The 16268-nt window shown below is 52.9% G+C and carries 13 protein-coding genes and 4 tRNA genes; 2 read left to right on the forward strand and 15 right to left on the reverse strand.

Going from position 1 to position 16268, the window contains the following annotated elements; all coding sequences use genetic code 11:
* Positions 1-23 precede the first annotated feature (23 nt).
* Entirely contained in the window at positions 24-1157 is a 1134-nt protein-coding gene (hemX, locus tag C7434_RS18745) for a uroporphyrinogen-III C-methyltransferase (protein ID WP_133745810.1), read from the forward strand.
* 2 nt (positions 1158-1159) lie between these two features.
* Positions 1160-2356, forward strand: coding sequence for a protoheme IX biogenesis protein HemY (hemY, locus tag C7434_RS18750; protein WP_033737352.1), 1197 nt, complete (start codon positions 1160-1162; stop codon positions 2354-2356).
* A gap of 801 nt (positions 2357-3157) precedes the next feature.
* Here hemY and C7434_RS18755 read toward each other — a convergent pair.
* The 15 genes from C7434_RS18755 to rho all read right to left on the reverse strand — a co-directional run bounded on the left by C7434_RS18755 (position 3158) and on the right by rho (position 16157).
* A tRNA-Pro gene (locus C7434_RS18755) sits at positions 3158-3234 on the reverse strand.
* A gap of 21 nt (positions 3235-3255) precedes the next feature.
* Positions 3256-3342, reverse strand: a tRNA-Leu gene (locus C7434_RS18760).
* Positions 3343-3358: 16 nt separating this feature from the next.
* Positions 3359-3434: transfer RNA gene (locus C7434_RS18765), tRNA-His, on the reverse strand.
* 95 nt (positions 3435-3529) lie between these two features.
* A tRNA-Arg gene (locus C7434_RS18770) sits at positions 3530-3606 on the reverse strand.
* A 157-nt stretch (positions 3607-3763) separates the two neighbouring features.
* Entirely contained in the window at positions 3764-4504 is a 741-nt protein-coding gene (gene wecG / locus C7434_RS18775) for a lipopolysaccharide N-acetylmannosaminouronosyltransferase (RefSeq protein ID WP_006121441.1), read from the reverse strand.
* Between the two features lie 42 nt (positions 4505-4546).
* Positions 4547-5890, reverse strand: a complete 1344-nt coding sequence (gene wzyE, locus C7434_RS18780; RefSeq protein ID WP_006121440.1) for an ECA oligosaccharide polymerase — start codon at positions 5888-5890, stop codon at positions 4547-4549.
* Positions 5887-6954 (reverse strand): TDP-N-acetylfucosamine:lipid II N-acetylfucosaminyltransferase, encoded by a 1068-nt coding sequence (locus C7434_RS18785; RefSeq protein WP_133745811.1) that lies wholly within the window; start codon positions 6952-6954, stop codon positions 5887-5889. The genes wzyE and C7434_RS18785 overlap by 4 nt, the downstream gene beginning before the upstream one ends.
* Positions 6951-8201 carry a lipid III flippase WzxE gene (gene wzxE / locus C7434_RS18790; RefSeq protein ID WP_039339227.1) on the reverse strand — a complete coding sequence of 417 codons (1251 nt, stop codon included), beginning with the start codon at positions 8199-8201 and terminating at the stop codon, positions 6951-6953. The genes C7434_RS18785 and wzxE overlap by 4 nt, the downstream gene beginning before the upstream one ends.
* Positions 8201-9331, reverse strand: coding sequence for a dTDP-4-amino-4,6-dideoxygalactose transaminase (gene rffA / locus C7434_RS18795; RefSeq protein WP_006121437.1), 1131 nt, complete (start codon positions 9329-9331; stop codon positions 8201-8203). The genes wzxE and rffA overlap by 1 nt, the downstream gene beginning before the upstream one ends.
* Entirely contained in the window at positions 9318-10025 is a 708-nt protein-coding gene (gene rffC, locus C7434_RS18800) for a dTDP-4-amino-4,6-dideoxy-D-galactose acyltransferase (protein WP_133745812.1), read from the reverse strand. Before rffC ends, rffA begins: the two co-directional genes overlap by 14 nt.
* A gap of 35 nt (positions 10026-10060) precedes the next feature.
* The gene (gene wecC, locus C7434_RS18805) at positions 10061-11320 is read right to left on the reverse strand and encodes a UDP-N-acetyl-D-mannosamine dehydrogenase (protein WP_133745813.1); all 1260 of its coding nucleotides are present in this window, start codon (positions 11318-11320) and stop codon (positions 10061-10063) included.
* Positions 11317-12447: a UDP-N-acetylglucosamine 2-epimerase (non-hydrolyzing) gene (gene wecB / locus C7434_RS18810; protein WP_033737347.1), complete on the reverse strand. Its 1131-nt coding sequence runs from the start codon at positions 12445-12447 to the stop codon at positions 11317-11319. Before wecB ends, wecC begins: the two co-directional genes overlap by 4 nt.
* 10 nt (positions 12448-12457) lie before the next feature.
* Entirely contained in the window at positions 12458-13507 is a 1050-nt protein-coding gene (gene wzzE / locus C7434_RS18815) for an ECA polysaccharide chain length modulation protein (protein WP_033737408.1), read from the reverse strand.
* Positions 13508-13533: 26 nt separating this feature from the next.
* Positions 13534-14619, reverse strand: coding sequence for a UDP-N-acetylglucosamine--undecaprenyl-phosphate N-acetylglucosaminephosphotransferase (gene wecA / locus C7434_RS18820; RefSeq protein ID WP_033737346.1), 1086 nt, complete (start codon positions 14617-14619; stop codon positions 13534-13536).
* A gap of 278 nt (positions 14620-14897) precedes the next feature.
* Positions 14898-16157 carry a transcription termination factor Rho gene (gene rho / locus C7434_RS18825; protein WP_006121431.1) on the reverse strand — a complete coding sequence of 420 codons (1260 nt, stop codon included), beginning with the start codon at positions 16155-16157 and terminating at the stop codon, positions 14898-14900.
* Positions 16158-16268 lie beyond the last annotated feature (111 nt).

Below are 16268 nucleotides of genomic sequence, written 5' to 3' on the forward strand. Positions count from 1 at the left end.
CTTAACAATGGGATGTGCCAGATATGACGGAACAAAAAGACACCTCCGCCGTGGTTGAAGAAACTACACCAGCGGTTGATCGCGATGCTTCTCTTCAGGAACAACCACCCCGCAAGCAAAAGAACGGCGGCATGGTCCTGGGAGCGGTCGCGATCGTCATCGCTCTGGCGATTGGCGCAGGTTTATACCTGAACGATAAACACCAGGCCGAATTGCAGGCACAAACCAATCAGAGTCTGAGCGAACAGCTTGCCAAGCTACAGCAGCAGGCAAACAGCTATAAACAGCAGCTTTCTCAGCAGCTGAGCACCACAGAAAAAGCGTTAGAGACCGCTCAGGCACAGCAGGCGGCTTCTGAGAAAGCGCTGCAGGCGTTGCGCGAAAAGTTAGCCTCCATTTCAGGAAACGACGTGCGCAGCTGGCTGGTGGCTCAGGCAGATTATCTGGTGAAACTGGCGGGTCGTAAGTTGTGGAGCGATCAGGATGTCACCACGGCCGCAGCGTTGCTGAAAAGCGCTGATGCCAGCCTGGCAGATATGAACGATCCCAGCGTCATGAATGTGCGTCGCGCGTTGACGCAGGATATCAGTACGCTTTCGGCTATCTCCCAGGTGGATTACGACGGCATTATCCTGAAGCTTAATCAGCTATCAAACAACGTGGATAATTTACGTCTGGCCGATAACGACAGCGATGACGCGCCGATGGACAGCGACAACGGTGAACTTTCTGGCTCTATTCGCGAATGGCGTCAGAACCTGGTGAAGAGCTGGCACAATTTTATGGATGACTTTATTACCATCCGTCGCCGGGACAACACTGCCCAGCCCTTACTGGCCCCGAATCAGGACGTTTACCTTCGCGAAAACATTCGTTCTCGTCTGCTGATCGCGGCCCAGGCCGTGCCGCGTCATCAGGAGGAGATCTACAAGCAGTCGCTGGAAACCGTCTCAACATGGGTGCGTGCCTGGTATGATACGAACGATGCCTCGACAAAAGCGTTTCTGGCCCAGTTGGATGAACTTAGCCAGCAAGATATCAATATGGATCTGCCAGACAGCCTGGAAAGCCAGCCGTTGCTTGAACAACTGATGCAAACGCGCGTGCGTAACCTGATGGCACAACCCTCTGCCGCCGCAAACCAGCAGGGAGGCTGATCATGCTTAAGGTATTTATCCTCTTTGTCCTGTTGATTGCAGGGATTGTGCTGGGGCCGATGATTGCCGGCCATCAGGGCTATGTGCTGATCCAGACCGACAACTGGAATGTGGAAACCAGTGTGACCGGCCTTGCCATTATCCTGATTATCAGTTTGTTAGTGATTCTGGCGGTGGAGTGGCTGCTGCGTCGCCTGTTTCGGACGGGTGCCCGCACCCGTGGCTGGTTTACCGGGCGCAAGCGCCGTCGTGCACAGCGCCAGACACAAAACGCCCTGCTTAAACTGGCAGAAGGTGATTTCAGGCAGGTAGAAAAGCTGCTGTCCAAAGACGCCGACCATGCTGATGTTCCTGTCGCAAACTATTTGCTCGCGGCAGAAGCGGCTCAGCAACGAGGCGACGAAATGCGGGCTAATCAGCATCTTGAACGGGCGGCTGAACTGGCTGGTAATGATGTTATCCCGGTCGAGATTACCCGAACCCGCATCCAGCTGGCGCGACATGAAGATCACGCTGCCCGCCACAGTATTGATCGTTTACTCGAAGTGGCTCCGCGTCATCCGGAGGTCCTGCGCCTGGCTGAGCAGGCTTATATTCGTACCAGTGCCTGGAGCGCCCTGCTCGATATCCTCCCGTCCATGGAAAAAACGCAGATTGGCAGTGAAGAGCACCGCGCTGCACTGCAACAACAGGCTTGGCTGGGTCTGATGAATCAGGCGATGGCCGATCAGGGCAGTGAGGGATTAAAACGCTGGTGGGGAAATCTGAGCCGTAAAACGCGCCATGAGACCTCGTTGCAGGTGGCGATGATTGACCATTTGATTGAGTGTGACGATCACGATACCGCTCAGGAGATTCTGCTGGATGGGCTGAAACGCCATTACGACGATCGTCTTGTCCTGTTGATGCCGCGCCTTAAAAGCGGTAACCCGGAAGCGCTGGAAAAAGCGTTACGTCAGCAAATTAAGCAGCATGGTGCCACGCCTTTACTGCACAGCACCCTGGGTCAGTTGCTGATGCGCCATGGTGAATGGCAGCAGGCAGCGGAAGCCCTGCAACAGGCGCTGGCACAGCGCCCCGACGCTTTTGACTACGCCTGGCTGGCGGATGTGTATGATCGTCTGCGCCGTCCGGAAGACGCCGCAAAAATGCGTCGTGAAGGTCTGTTACTGACGCTAAAGAACAATCCCGATGCCTGATCTGTTAAAACCGGGTTCGCCCGGTTTTTTTACGCCCACAGGTTGAGACAAAAAAAACACCTGCCGAAAGCAGGTGTAAAATCAGGTCGGTTTGACAACCGAGAGGTACCCGACTCAACGTGGTGTCTGTTAATCCTGTAAGGCTTTCGCGATACAGGCAGGCAGACAACAGGTACCCAAAATTGGCTCTGCGTCATTCCCAGGTTTATGTAGCCGAAGCAGACATAATAGGTGGAATGAGCATCTACGCGTTAATTATTGCATAATCCATGCCAGTTGCGCTTTTTATTTTTTTATTAAATTAAAACAAGGAATTAGCAATAAATAATTTTATCACTCTTTGCGCGCTGCCTGGGAATTGTCGGGATAATGCGACACAGCACTCGCTTTACGTCGCAAATAAGCGACACGTAAAGTAAAGGCGCGTCAACTTCATTTAAAACAAGGAGTTATGCGTCTCAATTCTGCGACAACCGCGTAATCCCTGTTTCCGCAGAACTACCGTAAGCAAATCAGGCTGGACAGACGAGCAATAGCGCCGCTTACGGCGGAAACGCAAACCAAATTTCTTTCTCACCACATCTGACCAGAAACCGCTCTCACAGATGCACGTCTCCCTTTCGGCAAGACGGTAAACCTGTTTGTGCAGACCGTCCAGGTGAGAGAAGACTATGCTTCCTGTGCAGGTTTTTGCATTCGCAACGTTGCCTCGCTTCGCCCGGCACAAACCGCCTTCGGTGGTCTTCACCCTCTTTTGTACGGACGAAAAAAAACCTGTCTTCTCAGACAGGTTTCTAAAAATGGTCGGCGAGAGAGGATTCGAACCTCCGACCCACTGGTCCCAAACCAGTTGCGCTACCAAGCTGCGCTACTCGCCGATTTTTTTAATTTGTTTTGCCTGGTGCGAAGAGAGGGACTTGAACCCTCACGTCCGTTAAGACACTAACACCTGAAGCTAGCGCGTCTACCAATTCCGCCACCTTCGCGTATCCCAGCAAAATCTGGGGTGGCTAATGGGACTCGAACCCACGACAACTGGAATCACAATCCAGGGCTCTACCAACTGAGCTATAGCCACCACTGTACTGAATGTTGTAAGTCAAACCTACAGCATTTAAATCTTTCTACCTAACGCGGTACTGATACCACCGAAGCTCATACGCACAAACTAAATGGCGCGCCCGACAGGATTCGAACCTGAGACCTCTGCCTCCGGAGGGCAGCGCTCTATCCAGCTGAGCTACGGGCGCGTAGCGCCGTTGCGGATGTGCATACTAGAGATAAGCGCCCATCCTGTCTAGTGCTTTTTAAAGAAAATAGCGCGTTTGATTACGCTTTGTGCATTTCGTCGACAAATAACGCATTTACGCCTGTGCGGACGCGAAATTCTGGCATTAATCAGCGATATCACAGATCGCCACGCCAGTGATAACGCAGGTATTTCACCAGCTTTAACTGCCTGCGCAAGCGACTGGGCTGCACGAGCAAGCGATAGAGCCACTCCAGCCCCAGTTTTTGCCAGAAGACAGGCGCACGCTTTACGTGTCCCGTAAAGACATCGTAGGTGCCGCCTACGCCCATATACAGCGCCTCTGGCCACTGCCTCTGGCAATCCGCCATGAAAAGCTCCTGGCGTGGTGAGCCCATCGCTACCGTCACCAGCTTTGCGCCGCTCGCTGCAATGCGGGCACACAGCGCCTCACGTTCAGACGGGACAAAGTAACCGTTCTGGGCACCGACGATGTTGACGTTCCACTGACGACGCAGCTTCGCGCACGTTTCATCCAATACCGCCTCACGGCCACCAATCAAAAACACCGGGGTCCCCTCGCGGCCAGCGCGTTGCATTAAGGCTTCCCACAGATCGGCACCCGCGATGCGCTGCACGGAGGCCTGAGGATATTTCTTTCGAATCGACCGTACAATACTGATGCCATCAGGATAATTGAATTCGGCCTGCTGGATTTGGGCGCTCAACGCCGCATCCCGTTCAGCACTCAAAACCTTTTCCGCATTAATGGCCACCAACGTACCTGTACGGATACCGGATGGGGGCATCAAAAAATCGACAAACGCTGTCATGCTGTCGAAACCGTACAGGGTGATACCGCGAATCTCGTAGCGTGGTGTACCGGTGTGCGTACTCATATCTTTATTGTTTTTCCCTTTCATACCAGAGGTGCATCAGCGTCAGGATGGGCTATGCAGCGGACGTTCTCTACGGCTGCGAATCAGACCGACATGATTCAGTAATCCGTAAAGCAGTTTCGCCACCGCCAGGCAGGCCGCAAAAATAAGGCAAAAAAACACCACGCGGGAGCCAAATGCATCCAGCCCTTCACGCGCCAGTACAATCATGTTGAATACCGCACCAAAACAAAAACTTTGCAGAATGGCCCCCGTATAGCGATTCGACTCACTGCGTCCGCGCTTATACAAGCTATCAAAGCCTTTAATGATTAAGCCTACAGCCACAGCACCTGGCACTATCGCCCCAATACCGCCCATCACCAGCAGTGAACCGATCAAGGTAGGAGAGATCGCCAGACCTGAATGGTTATTAAGCACCTCCCATGTGAAATAGTTGGCACTGTTCAGGACGGTCAGAGGACGATCGGGCCACAGCCATGACGGAATAAATACATAGAAATCACGCCACATGGGCGCTAAACCCTGAAAATCGATTTTATGGTAATTTTCGAGCAGCAACGCCAGATTTTCCCAGGGCGAAAAAGTGTCCCGGGTCAGATAAAGAAAGGTATAAAACGCTTCTGCGCCCATTACGTCCAGGTTATAGCGTCGCAGCGCCAGCCAGAACATACCGGCAATGGCCATCACGCCAGCGACGGCCAGCATCCATAAGGTTATCCAGCCACGCGTAATTCCGATAAACAGAAACAGCGCAAAAGCGATGATGATATTGGCACGCGTCCCGCCAACCAGCGCATAGGTCAGCAAGCCAAAACTGACGGTGACAATCAGAAAGAGCAGCCAGTTACGGCGTGTAGGATGTAAAAAATACGGGATCAACATCGCCGGAATAAAGAAATAGAAAAAGCGCTTCAGAGCGACACCGGAAACCTCACTGGAAAAGATCTGGTTATAGGCTGTGAGGCGAAATAATAAAAAGCCGTTATGGATGAAAAAAACCGTCACGGTCGCGATGGCGACCAGCGCCAGCAGGCCACAGGTCAAATGCGTCTCCACACGGTTCATCTGTAGCCAGGGCCGGGCAGGTGATGTCGCCATCGGCCTGAGACGGACCTTGTAACTGACAAAGTAAATGACATAAAACGCTGTGGCAGACAGCATCGCCTGCAGTAAAAAATCGGCCGGCACCACCTGAGTGTCAAAACGAAACACCAGAATGCTGGTAAGTGGAAACCCAAAATAAAAGGTCAGCAGAAACAGCAAGGTAAAAAACAGGTGAAAGTTAAATCGTTCCTGTTTCATCTCGCGTACATTCAGCGTGACGATGATCATGAGTGACAGCACATAGACTAACAGCAGACCACTAAACGCCAGTAGACTCATGAAGGCTCTCCTTCGCAAAGGCGCAACGCCGCCTGCCAACCCACGAGATAGCCCGGCGCCAGAAACGCAACGTGCTGCTTGTCGCATCCCATGAGCTGTCGGCGCGCTTCTGCAACGATAGCAGGCGTCAGCGCATCATCGCTGAACAGGACCGGAAGCTGTTGCGCGGTGACATCACGCCAGAAAGGATTTTTACGCGTCAGCACGAAGGGGATATTGGCTTGAATCAACAAACACAACGTGCCTACGCCCTGCTGCCGCTCGAACATAAAATAGCCTAAATGGCAGCGCGCCAACAATGCCAGATAATCATCGAAGGCCAAATTTTCACGCAGTAACGTTACCTGCCCCTGAGGAAAAAGTCTGTCAGCGGCATTCTGAATCCGGGCAATATACTCATCGTTATTGGGCGGATAGCCAAGCGGCACCGCAATACGCACATTCTGGCCAAACTGCGCCCGAATCGCTTCCAGCCCTTCTGTATGACGATTACTGGCATCGCCTGAATTCCCCAGCAGCACCGTCAGGATGTCATTCGGGCGGGGCGTTATCGCCGCGGTGGCTAAACGGGTTGGGAAGTAAAGTAAGGTGCGCGGTACCGAAGGATGGCGTTGCTGATAATGATACAGATCGCCTTCAGTCGCGAAGACACGCGCAATCCGCCCCTGCGCAATACGACGCAGAAAATAAAACAGGCGGAATTTGAGGCTGCGCGAGTCTTCATATAAATCGGCGCCCCAGACGTGCCAGTACACCTGAGACCGGTGCAGCCTGCCACTCAGTAACGCCAGCCACAGCCAGGGATTAAACTGTCCATGGCAAAAGAAACGCTGCTCGCGCTGTTTAGCCCGGCGTAAAAGTGCTTCAGAGAGCGCTTTCTTACTGCTAAACGTTTCAATGCGCAATGCATCAAAGCCACTAAGGCTTTCCGGCTGCCTGGTGACCACCATAAAGTGACGCGCCACAGGCGCAGGCAGTTCGGTGCTCAGCACGTCATTAAAAAAACGCAACACCGTGAGATTGTGATGGGGAATATCCGATCCCAAAACGTGAATCAAAGTCATTTTCTTCGGCAGTAGAGAATAAAGGCGCCACAGCAGAGCGCGAAATAGGTAATGTACGTGAACATATAGGCTTGCGCTGCGCCACTGGCACCGTGTAACGGAATCAGCCAACGGGAAAACAGGGTCAGTAACGCAAACTGACTGATTTCCGTCAGCACATAAAAACGTAACGATGCTTTCGCGATGACCAGATAGCCAAAAACATAAGCCCCCACTTTAAAAACATCCCCACACAACTGCCAGACGAACAGATCCCGCATATCATGGAATGCGGCAGAAAACAGCAGGCGGATAGCGATATCCCGCATTATCCACACGATCAGGCTGGCCGCCGCAACAGCCGGCAACACAAAGCGCAATGCCCGTCCGATCTCTCGTGCAATCTCTGTTTTGTTTTCTAACCTGGCCAGCGTGGGCAGCAGCCAGACGCTAAAAGTTGCGGTAATAAACTGCAGGTAAGCATCGGAAATACTGGTTACGCCCTGCCATAAACCGACCTGAGCCCAGCCGTTGTGAGCGGCAAGTTGGTTTCGCATCATGACCCAGGCAACCGGAAGCGTGACGGCGGTGATCAGTGCCATCAGCGTATATTTTGCCAGCTGACGCGCCATCTCAGGCTGCCACTGCGGACGCAGCCAGCTTAAGGGCAGCGGCACACGATACCTGAATATCACCAGGGCAGGAATAACCAGTAATGCCGGCACCATCGCTAAACCGGTTAATGCGCCCGCGTACCCTCCCAGCCCCCAGCACAGCATATAACCGGCTACGCCAGTCACGCTGCCTGTCATCAGCGCCAACGCATTACCCTGTGCATCCCGGTAGCCTTTAATTAAAGCCAGAATGAGATTGGCCCAGGCAATGCCGAACTGCAAAAAAGCAACGATACGGATAACGTTTTGATAGCGATCGTGCCCAAACAAGGCGGTACTGACAGGGGCTGCAGCCAGCAAAAAAACCAGCGCCAGCAGTGTTGAAAAGCCTGTCACCATCGCCGAGGCCGTTCCAACCAGCGCGCGCAACGGCTGCGGTTGCTGGCGATATTGCGCGACAAAGGTTGTGACGCCGTTGAAAATCCCGGCCCCCGCCAGAACGCCCAGCACCGTGATCAACTGTCGAAAATTCCCCGCCTGACCAACGCCTTCCGGGCCGTAACTGATCGCCAGCAGCTTGACCACCAGCAGGCCCACGGCAATTTTGACCAGAGTTGAAGAGGCCGTCCATACAGAGGCTTTGGCTAATGACATCAGGAAAAGAAGCTCAGCAGTGAGCTGATAACCGTGCTCTGGTTATTATCTGACAGGTTAAAAAACAGCGGCAGCCGCAATAAGCGCTCACTTTCGGCCGTGGTGAAGCGGTCATCGCCCGCAAAACGGGAAAACTGCAGGCCAGCAGGTGAAGTGTGCAACGGAATATAATGGAAAACGGCCAGGATTTCGGCCTCTTTAAGCCAGTTAATCAACGCCTGACGATGTTCCTGATCGCGCAGTTTAATATAGAACATGTGCGCGTTGTGCTGACAGTCGGCCGGAACCGTGGGCAAGGTAATGTGGCCGTTTTCTGCCAGCGGTTTTAGCGCATTATAGTAGCGCTGCCATAACCGCAACCGCTGCTGGTTAATACGCTCGGAGGCTTCCAGTTGCGCCCAAAGATAAGCCGCCTGTAGATCCGCCATCAGATAACTGGATCCCATATCGCGCCAGGTATATTTATCTACCTGACCACGAAAAAACTGGCTGCGGTTGGTGCCTTTTTCACGGATGATTTCCGCACGCTCAACCAGGCTGGCATCATTGATCAACGTTGCACCGCCTTCTCCGCCCGCCGTGTAGTTTTTGGTTTCGTGAAAACTAAAGCAGCCGATATGACCGATAGTGCCTAAGGCCCGCCCTTTATAACGTGACATCACGCCCTGCGCAGCATCTTCAATGACAAACAGCTTGTACTGGGCCGCCAGCGCCATGATCGTGTCCATCTCACAGGCAACGCCGGCATAATGTACCGGTACGATAGCACGCGTTTTATCCGTGATGGCGGCTTCGATCAGCGTTTCATCCATATTCATCGTGTCAGGGCGCACATCCACAAACACGATTTTTGCGCCCCGGAGTACAAAGGCATTCGCAGTGGACACAAAGGTGTAACTCGGCATGATGACCTCATCGCCGGGTTGAATATCGATCAGCAATGCCGCCATTTCCAGTGATGCGGTACAGGAAGGCGTCAGTAACACTTTTGCACTGCCGAAACGCTGTTCCATCCACTGCTGGCAACGGCGCGTAAAACCACCATCGCCACAGAGCTTGCCGCTGCTCATGGCCGACTGCATATAGTCGATTTCGCTGCCCACAACCGGGGGCGCATTAAAGGGAATCATGACCTCTCCTGTAAAACCAGTACGCCGTGCTTTCCAGTCGTGCACCACTGCGTAAATAAAGACGCATCGCCGTGAGATTGCTGATTTGTGTTGCGACGCGCAGCCGATCGAGCTGGCGTACACGTCCCCAGTCAGCTGCCGCCAGCATCAGGCGCTGACCAATGCTTTGCCCCTGCGCCGCAGGCACGACAGCCAGTAAGCCAATGCGGGCATCGCCATCTACCTCACGCAAAGACACGAATCCCTGCAGCGCACCGCTGTCATCGCAGGCCACCAGACACTGATGATCAAAGGTGCCAAGTACCGCATTTTCAATCCACTGCGCGTAAAAACGTCCGCTCTCATCTGGCGCAAACCACGGCGAACGAAACCGACTCTGGCGGAAGGCCTGAGAAGCCGCCTCACGCAGTGCGGGGATCTGGCCTTGACGGGCAATACGAACCCCCGTTTGCCGCTCGGTTCGTTTAATCGTGAGGGACAACTCCGCCTCGCCCTCCACCAACTGGAACTGATGTTGATTCAGGGCGTCAATGGTGGCGGTCTGATCAGCGGGCACTTTAATTTGAAACAACGCACAAGGATGCTGAAGCGCGCTTTCCAGCGGCAATGTTCCACCCGTTTCCAGTCTGACAGACTGGATGCCGAAAAACTGGCTCTCCCAGTCGAGGGGATTGACCTTAACGTGAACGGACATGTGTTCCTCAGAGCTTTGTTAATCAGCGTCTGTTTTCAGCGCCAGACACCTTTCGTATCAACGACCCATTGCTGGGTCACGTGCGCCGCATCAATGGCGCGGAACGCCTGATGATCGACCAGCATCACCAGAATATCGGCCTGTTGCAGCGCCTGCTCTGTTGACACCAGCGTGGCCTGCGCTTCCAGACGTTCGGGAATCTGCTCAATATGCGGTTCAGTCACCCAGGTACGGCCCTGATGCCAGTCTGCAATCAAATGGGCGACTTCCATCGCCGGGCTTTCACGCAGGTCATCAATATTTGGCTTAAACGCCAGGCCAAAACAGGCAATCGTCAGATCGCTGGCGCGCTTATCGGTTTGCGTCAGACACTCTGCCAGTGCTTTTTTTACCTGCTCCAGTACCCAGTGTGGCTTGGCATCATTCACTTCGCGGGCGGTACGGATCAGTCGCGCTAAGTCAGGGTTCTGCGCCACGATAAACCAGGGGTCGACGGCAATGCAGTGTCCGCCTACGCCGGGACCGGGTTGCAGAATATTCACACGAGGATGACGGTTTGCCAGCGCAATAAGCTCCCAGACATTAATCTGCTGCTCAGCACAGATCAGGGACAGCTCATTGGCAAACGCAATGTTTACGTCCCGGAAGCTGTTTTCGGTCAGCTTGCACATTTCGGCGGTACGGGCATGAGTTTCCACGCACTCGCCCTGGAGAAAAATACGATATAACGCGCTGGCACGGGCAGAACAGGCTGGCGTCATGCCGCCAATAACACGATCGTTTTTAATCAGCTCGACCATGATCTGGCCGGGCAAAACACGCTCAGGGCAGTAGGCAATAAAAACGTCCGGTTCATCGCCCTGCTGGGGGAAACGTAAATCAGGCCGCGCGGCAGCCAGCCACTCCGCCATCTGCTCGGTACTGCCTACCGGAGACGTCGACTCCAGAATCACCAGATCGCCTTTTTTCAAAACCGGTGCGATGGATATTGCGGCCGCCTGCACAAAACGTAAGTCGGGCTGGCGATCGGCCTGGAAGGGCGTAGGGACGGCAATCAAAAAGGCATCCGCCGCTTCCGGTTGCGTGGTGGCACGTAAATCGCCACGCGCAACGGCTGCCTGCACCACCTGTTCCAGATCGGGTTCGACGATATGAATGGCACCGCGGTTGATGGTGTCAACAGCCCGGGCATTGATATCAACGCCCACCACTTTTTTTCCCTTTGAGGCAAAAACGGCTGCGGTAGGCAGCCCAATGTAACCCAGTCCAATGACGGAAATGGTTTCAAAACTCATAAGTTGGCTCTGTTATCTTTTAAGGCTTGTAAGATTCGCCCGCAGGCATTGCCATCCCCATAGGGATTATGGGCGCGGCTCATGGTCTGCCAGGCCTCGTCGTCATTCAGTAATGCGCTGACTTCGGCAACAATCTTCGCCGTATCCGTTCCCACCAGTTTTACCGTTCCCGCGTCAACCGCCTCTGGCCGTTCCGTGGTTTCACGCATCACCAAAACGGGTTTACCCAGTGAAGGCGCTTCTTCCTGAATTCCGCCAGAATCGGTGAGAATGAGCCAGGCACGATTCATGAGCCAGACAAACGGCAGATACTCCTGCGGTTCAATCAGTACAATGTTCTTGATGTCACGCAGAATGCGGTTAACGGGCTCATGGACATTCGGGTTGAGATGCACAGGATAAACGATCTGCGCCTCAGGGTGCTGACGCGCAATTTCGGCTAAAGCGCTACAAATACGCTCAAACCCCCCGCCAAAACTTTCCCGCCGATGGCCCGTTACCAGTACCAGCTTTTTGTTTTCATCCAGAAACGGATAACGTGCAGCCAGTTGCGCATTAATGGCGTTATCATCCAGTACCCGATCGCGCACCCACAGCAGGGCATCAATCACCGTATTGCCGGTAATCACAATGCTGTCATCGGGCAGATTTTCATCCAGCAGGTTCTGTCGGGAACGGGAGGTTGGCGTGAAATGCAGCCGTGCCAGATGGCCTGTCAGTTTACGATTGCCCTCTTCAGGCCACGGCGATGCCAGATCGCCTGTCCTTAAACCCGCTTCAACATGGCCGACAGGTATTTGTTGATAGAACGCAGCCAGACTGGCCGCCAGCGTGGTTGTGGTGTCACCGTGAACCAGAACAATGTCGGGTTTGAAATCGAGAAGGACGGTGTGCATGCCTTGCAGGATACGGCAGGTTATTTCCGTTAATCCTTGTTCAGGCCGCATAATATTGAGGTCGTAGTCAGGTTGAAGCTGAAATAAGCTCAGCACCTGATCGAGCATTTCACGGTGCTGTGCGGTTACGCACAGCCGTGATTCAAAAGCCGGATCCTGTGCCAGGGCCTGAACGAGTGGTGCCATCTTAATGGCTTCAGGTCGGGTGCCAAAAACTGTCAGAACTTTCACACTGTTTCTCTCAATCTTGTGTATCTGACATGGGTCGCCGACGACGTGCCAGTGCCACACCGGCGCCAACCAGTGCCCCTACCGCGCCCCACATCACCATCATAAATACCCGGCGTGGGCTGTCACGTGACACCGGCTCTTCCGGTGTACGTAAATAACGGTAGGTCTGAAATTTATTGGTTAACGCAGGTCCTGCATCCAGTGTCGTCAGCATCGCTTTATTTTGATCGTAGCTTATATCAAAGCTCGGTCCCGTCGCACGCAGGGTGTCGAGTTGCCCCTGCAATAGCGGCTGACCGATTAAAAACAGGTCGCTGTCAGCAAGACTCTCACTGACTTCATTCGTCTGTTTTTCAGTAATTCCTTTTTGGCTGGCCACCTTCAGCGCCTGTTCCAGACGATGAATGCGACGCTGGAAGACGGCATTCGCCACAGCTTCCTGACGCCTGACCTGTGCCTGAAGTTGCGCATCTCGTGCCTGCCACGCACCTTTTAGCTCCGCGTTGAGATGACGTGCTGCGCGCTCACTGGCATAGGCAATGTATTGACGCAACAGGTTGTTGGCATCGCTCGCCGTTTCCGCTTTCAGTTTGACGCTGTCGAACGTGTTACGCGCGGTATCCGCTGGCGTAAACTGGATGTTATCAATTAGCTCATCTAACAGGACCGCATCATTGTGCGCATTGCCGCTTTTCCGGCTTTTGTAATAGTCGGTTTGCAGCCAGAACTCGCGACGAGTATCCCAGGAGGAAAGCTGCACCAGAAACTCATGATAAACCTCATCCATCACGTTGGGAGACGCGCTGGTTAACGTCACGGCGTCATTGCGTACATCCAGGTTATTGAGAAACTGCTGCTGTGAATAGTACGAGCCCAGCATATTCACTGTTGGACGTCCTGTAATCGCCGTTGTGCTCCATACCTGTTTCATCAGCAGCGTCGCCAGCCAGGCTGCCACTGCAAACAGCACTGCGCAACCGACTATCCAGTGCTTTCCGCGCCACAAGCGGCAGCACAGGCCGCGAATATCCAGTTCGTTCTCCACAACGTTTGCAGGCATCACAGCGTCATCCTTTTTAAGACTCATCAGGGTTCATTTTTCCTGGCATTTCTAAAATTATTCAGGCGGCGTTTAAAGCGTCTGATTTTTCTTGCCACGCGCCATGCGTGCTTCAAACAATAGCCGTAACCCATGAAGGCAATCAGAAACAGAATTAACATCACCCATTCAGGTATAAAGGCAAGGTATTCTCCCAGTACGCCAATACCTGCAAGAAGTGCCGCAGCGGAAGTAATCAGGACGAAAGCCTGACGGGAAGTAAAACCGGCCCGCATAATTAAATGGTGAATATGCTGACGATCGGCAGAAAAGGGGCTCATTCCCTTGCTTAAACGACGATACATGATGGCTACCATATCCATTAAAGGAATGGCGATTAGCCACAATGCCGTAACAGGTGTAATAGGATGACTCAGGCCCTGAGTCGTTTCGAGCAAAATCCATATGATGGTGAAACCAATCATAGTGCTGCCCGCATCCCCCATAAAGACTTTGTAGCGCCGGCCCAGAAAACCGAGATTAAGAAAAACATAGGGTAATGTGGCGGCGATCATCGCGAAGCACCACATTGCGAGGCTGTGTTGGCCATCAAGGTAGAGAATAATTCCCATTGCCGCAAAGGTCACAATGGAAAGCCCCCCTAAAAGGCCATCGATGCCATCGACCATATTGAAAGCATTAATTGCTGCCCAGACAGCAAAAAGAGTGAGGACGTAACCAAACGGCCCGACAATCAATTCAACCGGGCCTATGATAAATCCGAGGCTCAGCAAATAGAGCTTGCCAAAAAACATCATCACTACAGCCACAATACCTTGTACTGTCGCGCGAATTTTTACGCTGATGTCGAACCTGTCATCCAGCGCCCCGACAAATACCAGTACGCCCGCGCAGGCCAGGTAAAGCATGGCGTGCGGCAGGTAATAATTAGTAATGTAAAAGGCGAAGCAGATACCTGCATAAACGGATATGCCCCCCACCAGCGGTACTACCCCCTGGTGGCGCTTACGCATATTGGGCTTGTCAACCAGTCCAATTTTCTCGGCTGCTTTACGAGCAAGGAAAAGAAACGCCAGGGAAAAGACAAAAACTAAACCAAGCTCAGTACTCATAGTGAGTAAATTCACGTTAAACGCTCTCAGCTATCATCCTGGATACACACAATACGCGAAAGAAGGCGCATATTACCGTCCCAGATTCCGAATTCGGCATTAAGCGGTGTACGAACGGTCAACCGTCCACCACTTTCACCGTCATTATTATTACGTCTGCCAGACCACAATCCTATAGCCCGTAAATGAAAAACGCCACGTCAGAACGTGGCGTCAGAGCTATTTTACGATCTTTTAAAGTAAAAAACGCCATCCTGCTCAGATGGCGCTTAAAAGGATCAAGAGCGCTTCATCATGTCGAAGAATTCATCGTTGGTTTTGGTCATGGCCAACTTGTTGATCAGGAACTCCATCGCGTCGATTTCGCCCATTGGGTGAATAATTTTACGCAGGATCCACATTTTCTGCAGTTCTTCCTGAGAGGTTAACAGCTCTTCTTTACGTGTACCGGAACGGTTGTAATCAATGGCCGGGAAGACGCGTTTTTCCGCAATCTTACGTGAGAGATGAAGCTCCATGTTACCGGTGCCTTTAAACTCTTCGTAAATCACTTCGTCCATTTTCGAACCGGTATCCACCAGCGCAGTTGCGATAATGGTCAGGCTACCGCCCTCTTCCACGTTACGCGCCGCACCAAAGAAACGCTTAGGACGATGCAGGGCGTTAGCATCCACACCACCTGTCAGCACTTTACCGGAGGCCGGCACCACGGTGTTATAGGCACGTGCCAGACGCGTAATGGAGTCGAGAAGAATGATGACGTCTTTTTTATGCTCAACCAGGCGCTTAGCTTTTTCGATCACCATCTCTGCAACCTGAACGTGACGCGAAGCCGGCTCATCGAAGGTTGAGGCAATCACTTCGCCTTTGACCAGGCGTTGCATCTCTGTCACTTCTTCCGGACGCTCATCGATCAGCAACACCATCAGCACGCAGTCAGGATGGTTATAGGCAATGCTCTGTGCGATGTTCTGCAGCAGCATGGTTTTACCGGCTTTTGGCGGAGCAACAATCAGGCCACGCTGACCGCGGCCAATGGGCGACGCCAGGTCCAGTACGCGCGCCGTTAAGTCTTCGGTTGATCCATTACCGCGCTCCATACGCAGACGACTATTAGCGTGCAGCGGCGTAAGGTTTTCAAACAGAATTTTGTTGCGCGAGTTTTCAGGCTTGTCGTAGTTGACTTCATTAACTTTCAGCAGCGCAAAATAGCGTTCACCTTCTTTTGGTGGGCGGATTTTGCCGGCGATGGTGTCACCAGTGCGGAGGTTAAAGCGGCGAATTTGGCTGGGAGAAACGTAGATATCATCAGGACCGGCGAGGTAGGAGCTGTCTCCAGAGCGGAGGAATCCAAATCCATCCTGCAATATCTCCAGCACACCATCACCGAAGATGTCCTCGCCGCTTTTCGCGTGCTGCTTCAGGATTGAGAAAATAATGTCCTGCTTGCGCATACGAGCCTGGTTTTCCAGCCCCATATTCTCGCCGAGGGTAATCAGCTCAGAAACCGGCGTATTTTTTAATTCGGTAAGATTCATAGTGATGGGTTCTTAAACTCGGGGTAATACTCGAAATGTTTGTCGTGAATGGTATGGCAGTTAATCCATGCCTGTTCTGTTAATGACTTTTCAACTCTTCTCAACGATCGT

Source organism: Pantoea sp. PNA 14-12 (genome assembly GCF_004364735.1).
Classification (GTDB): Bacteria; Pseudomonadota; Gammaproteobacteria; order Enterobacterales; family Enterobacteriaceae; genus Pantoea; species Pantoea stewartii.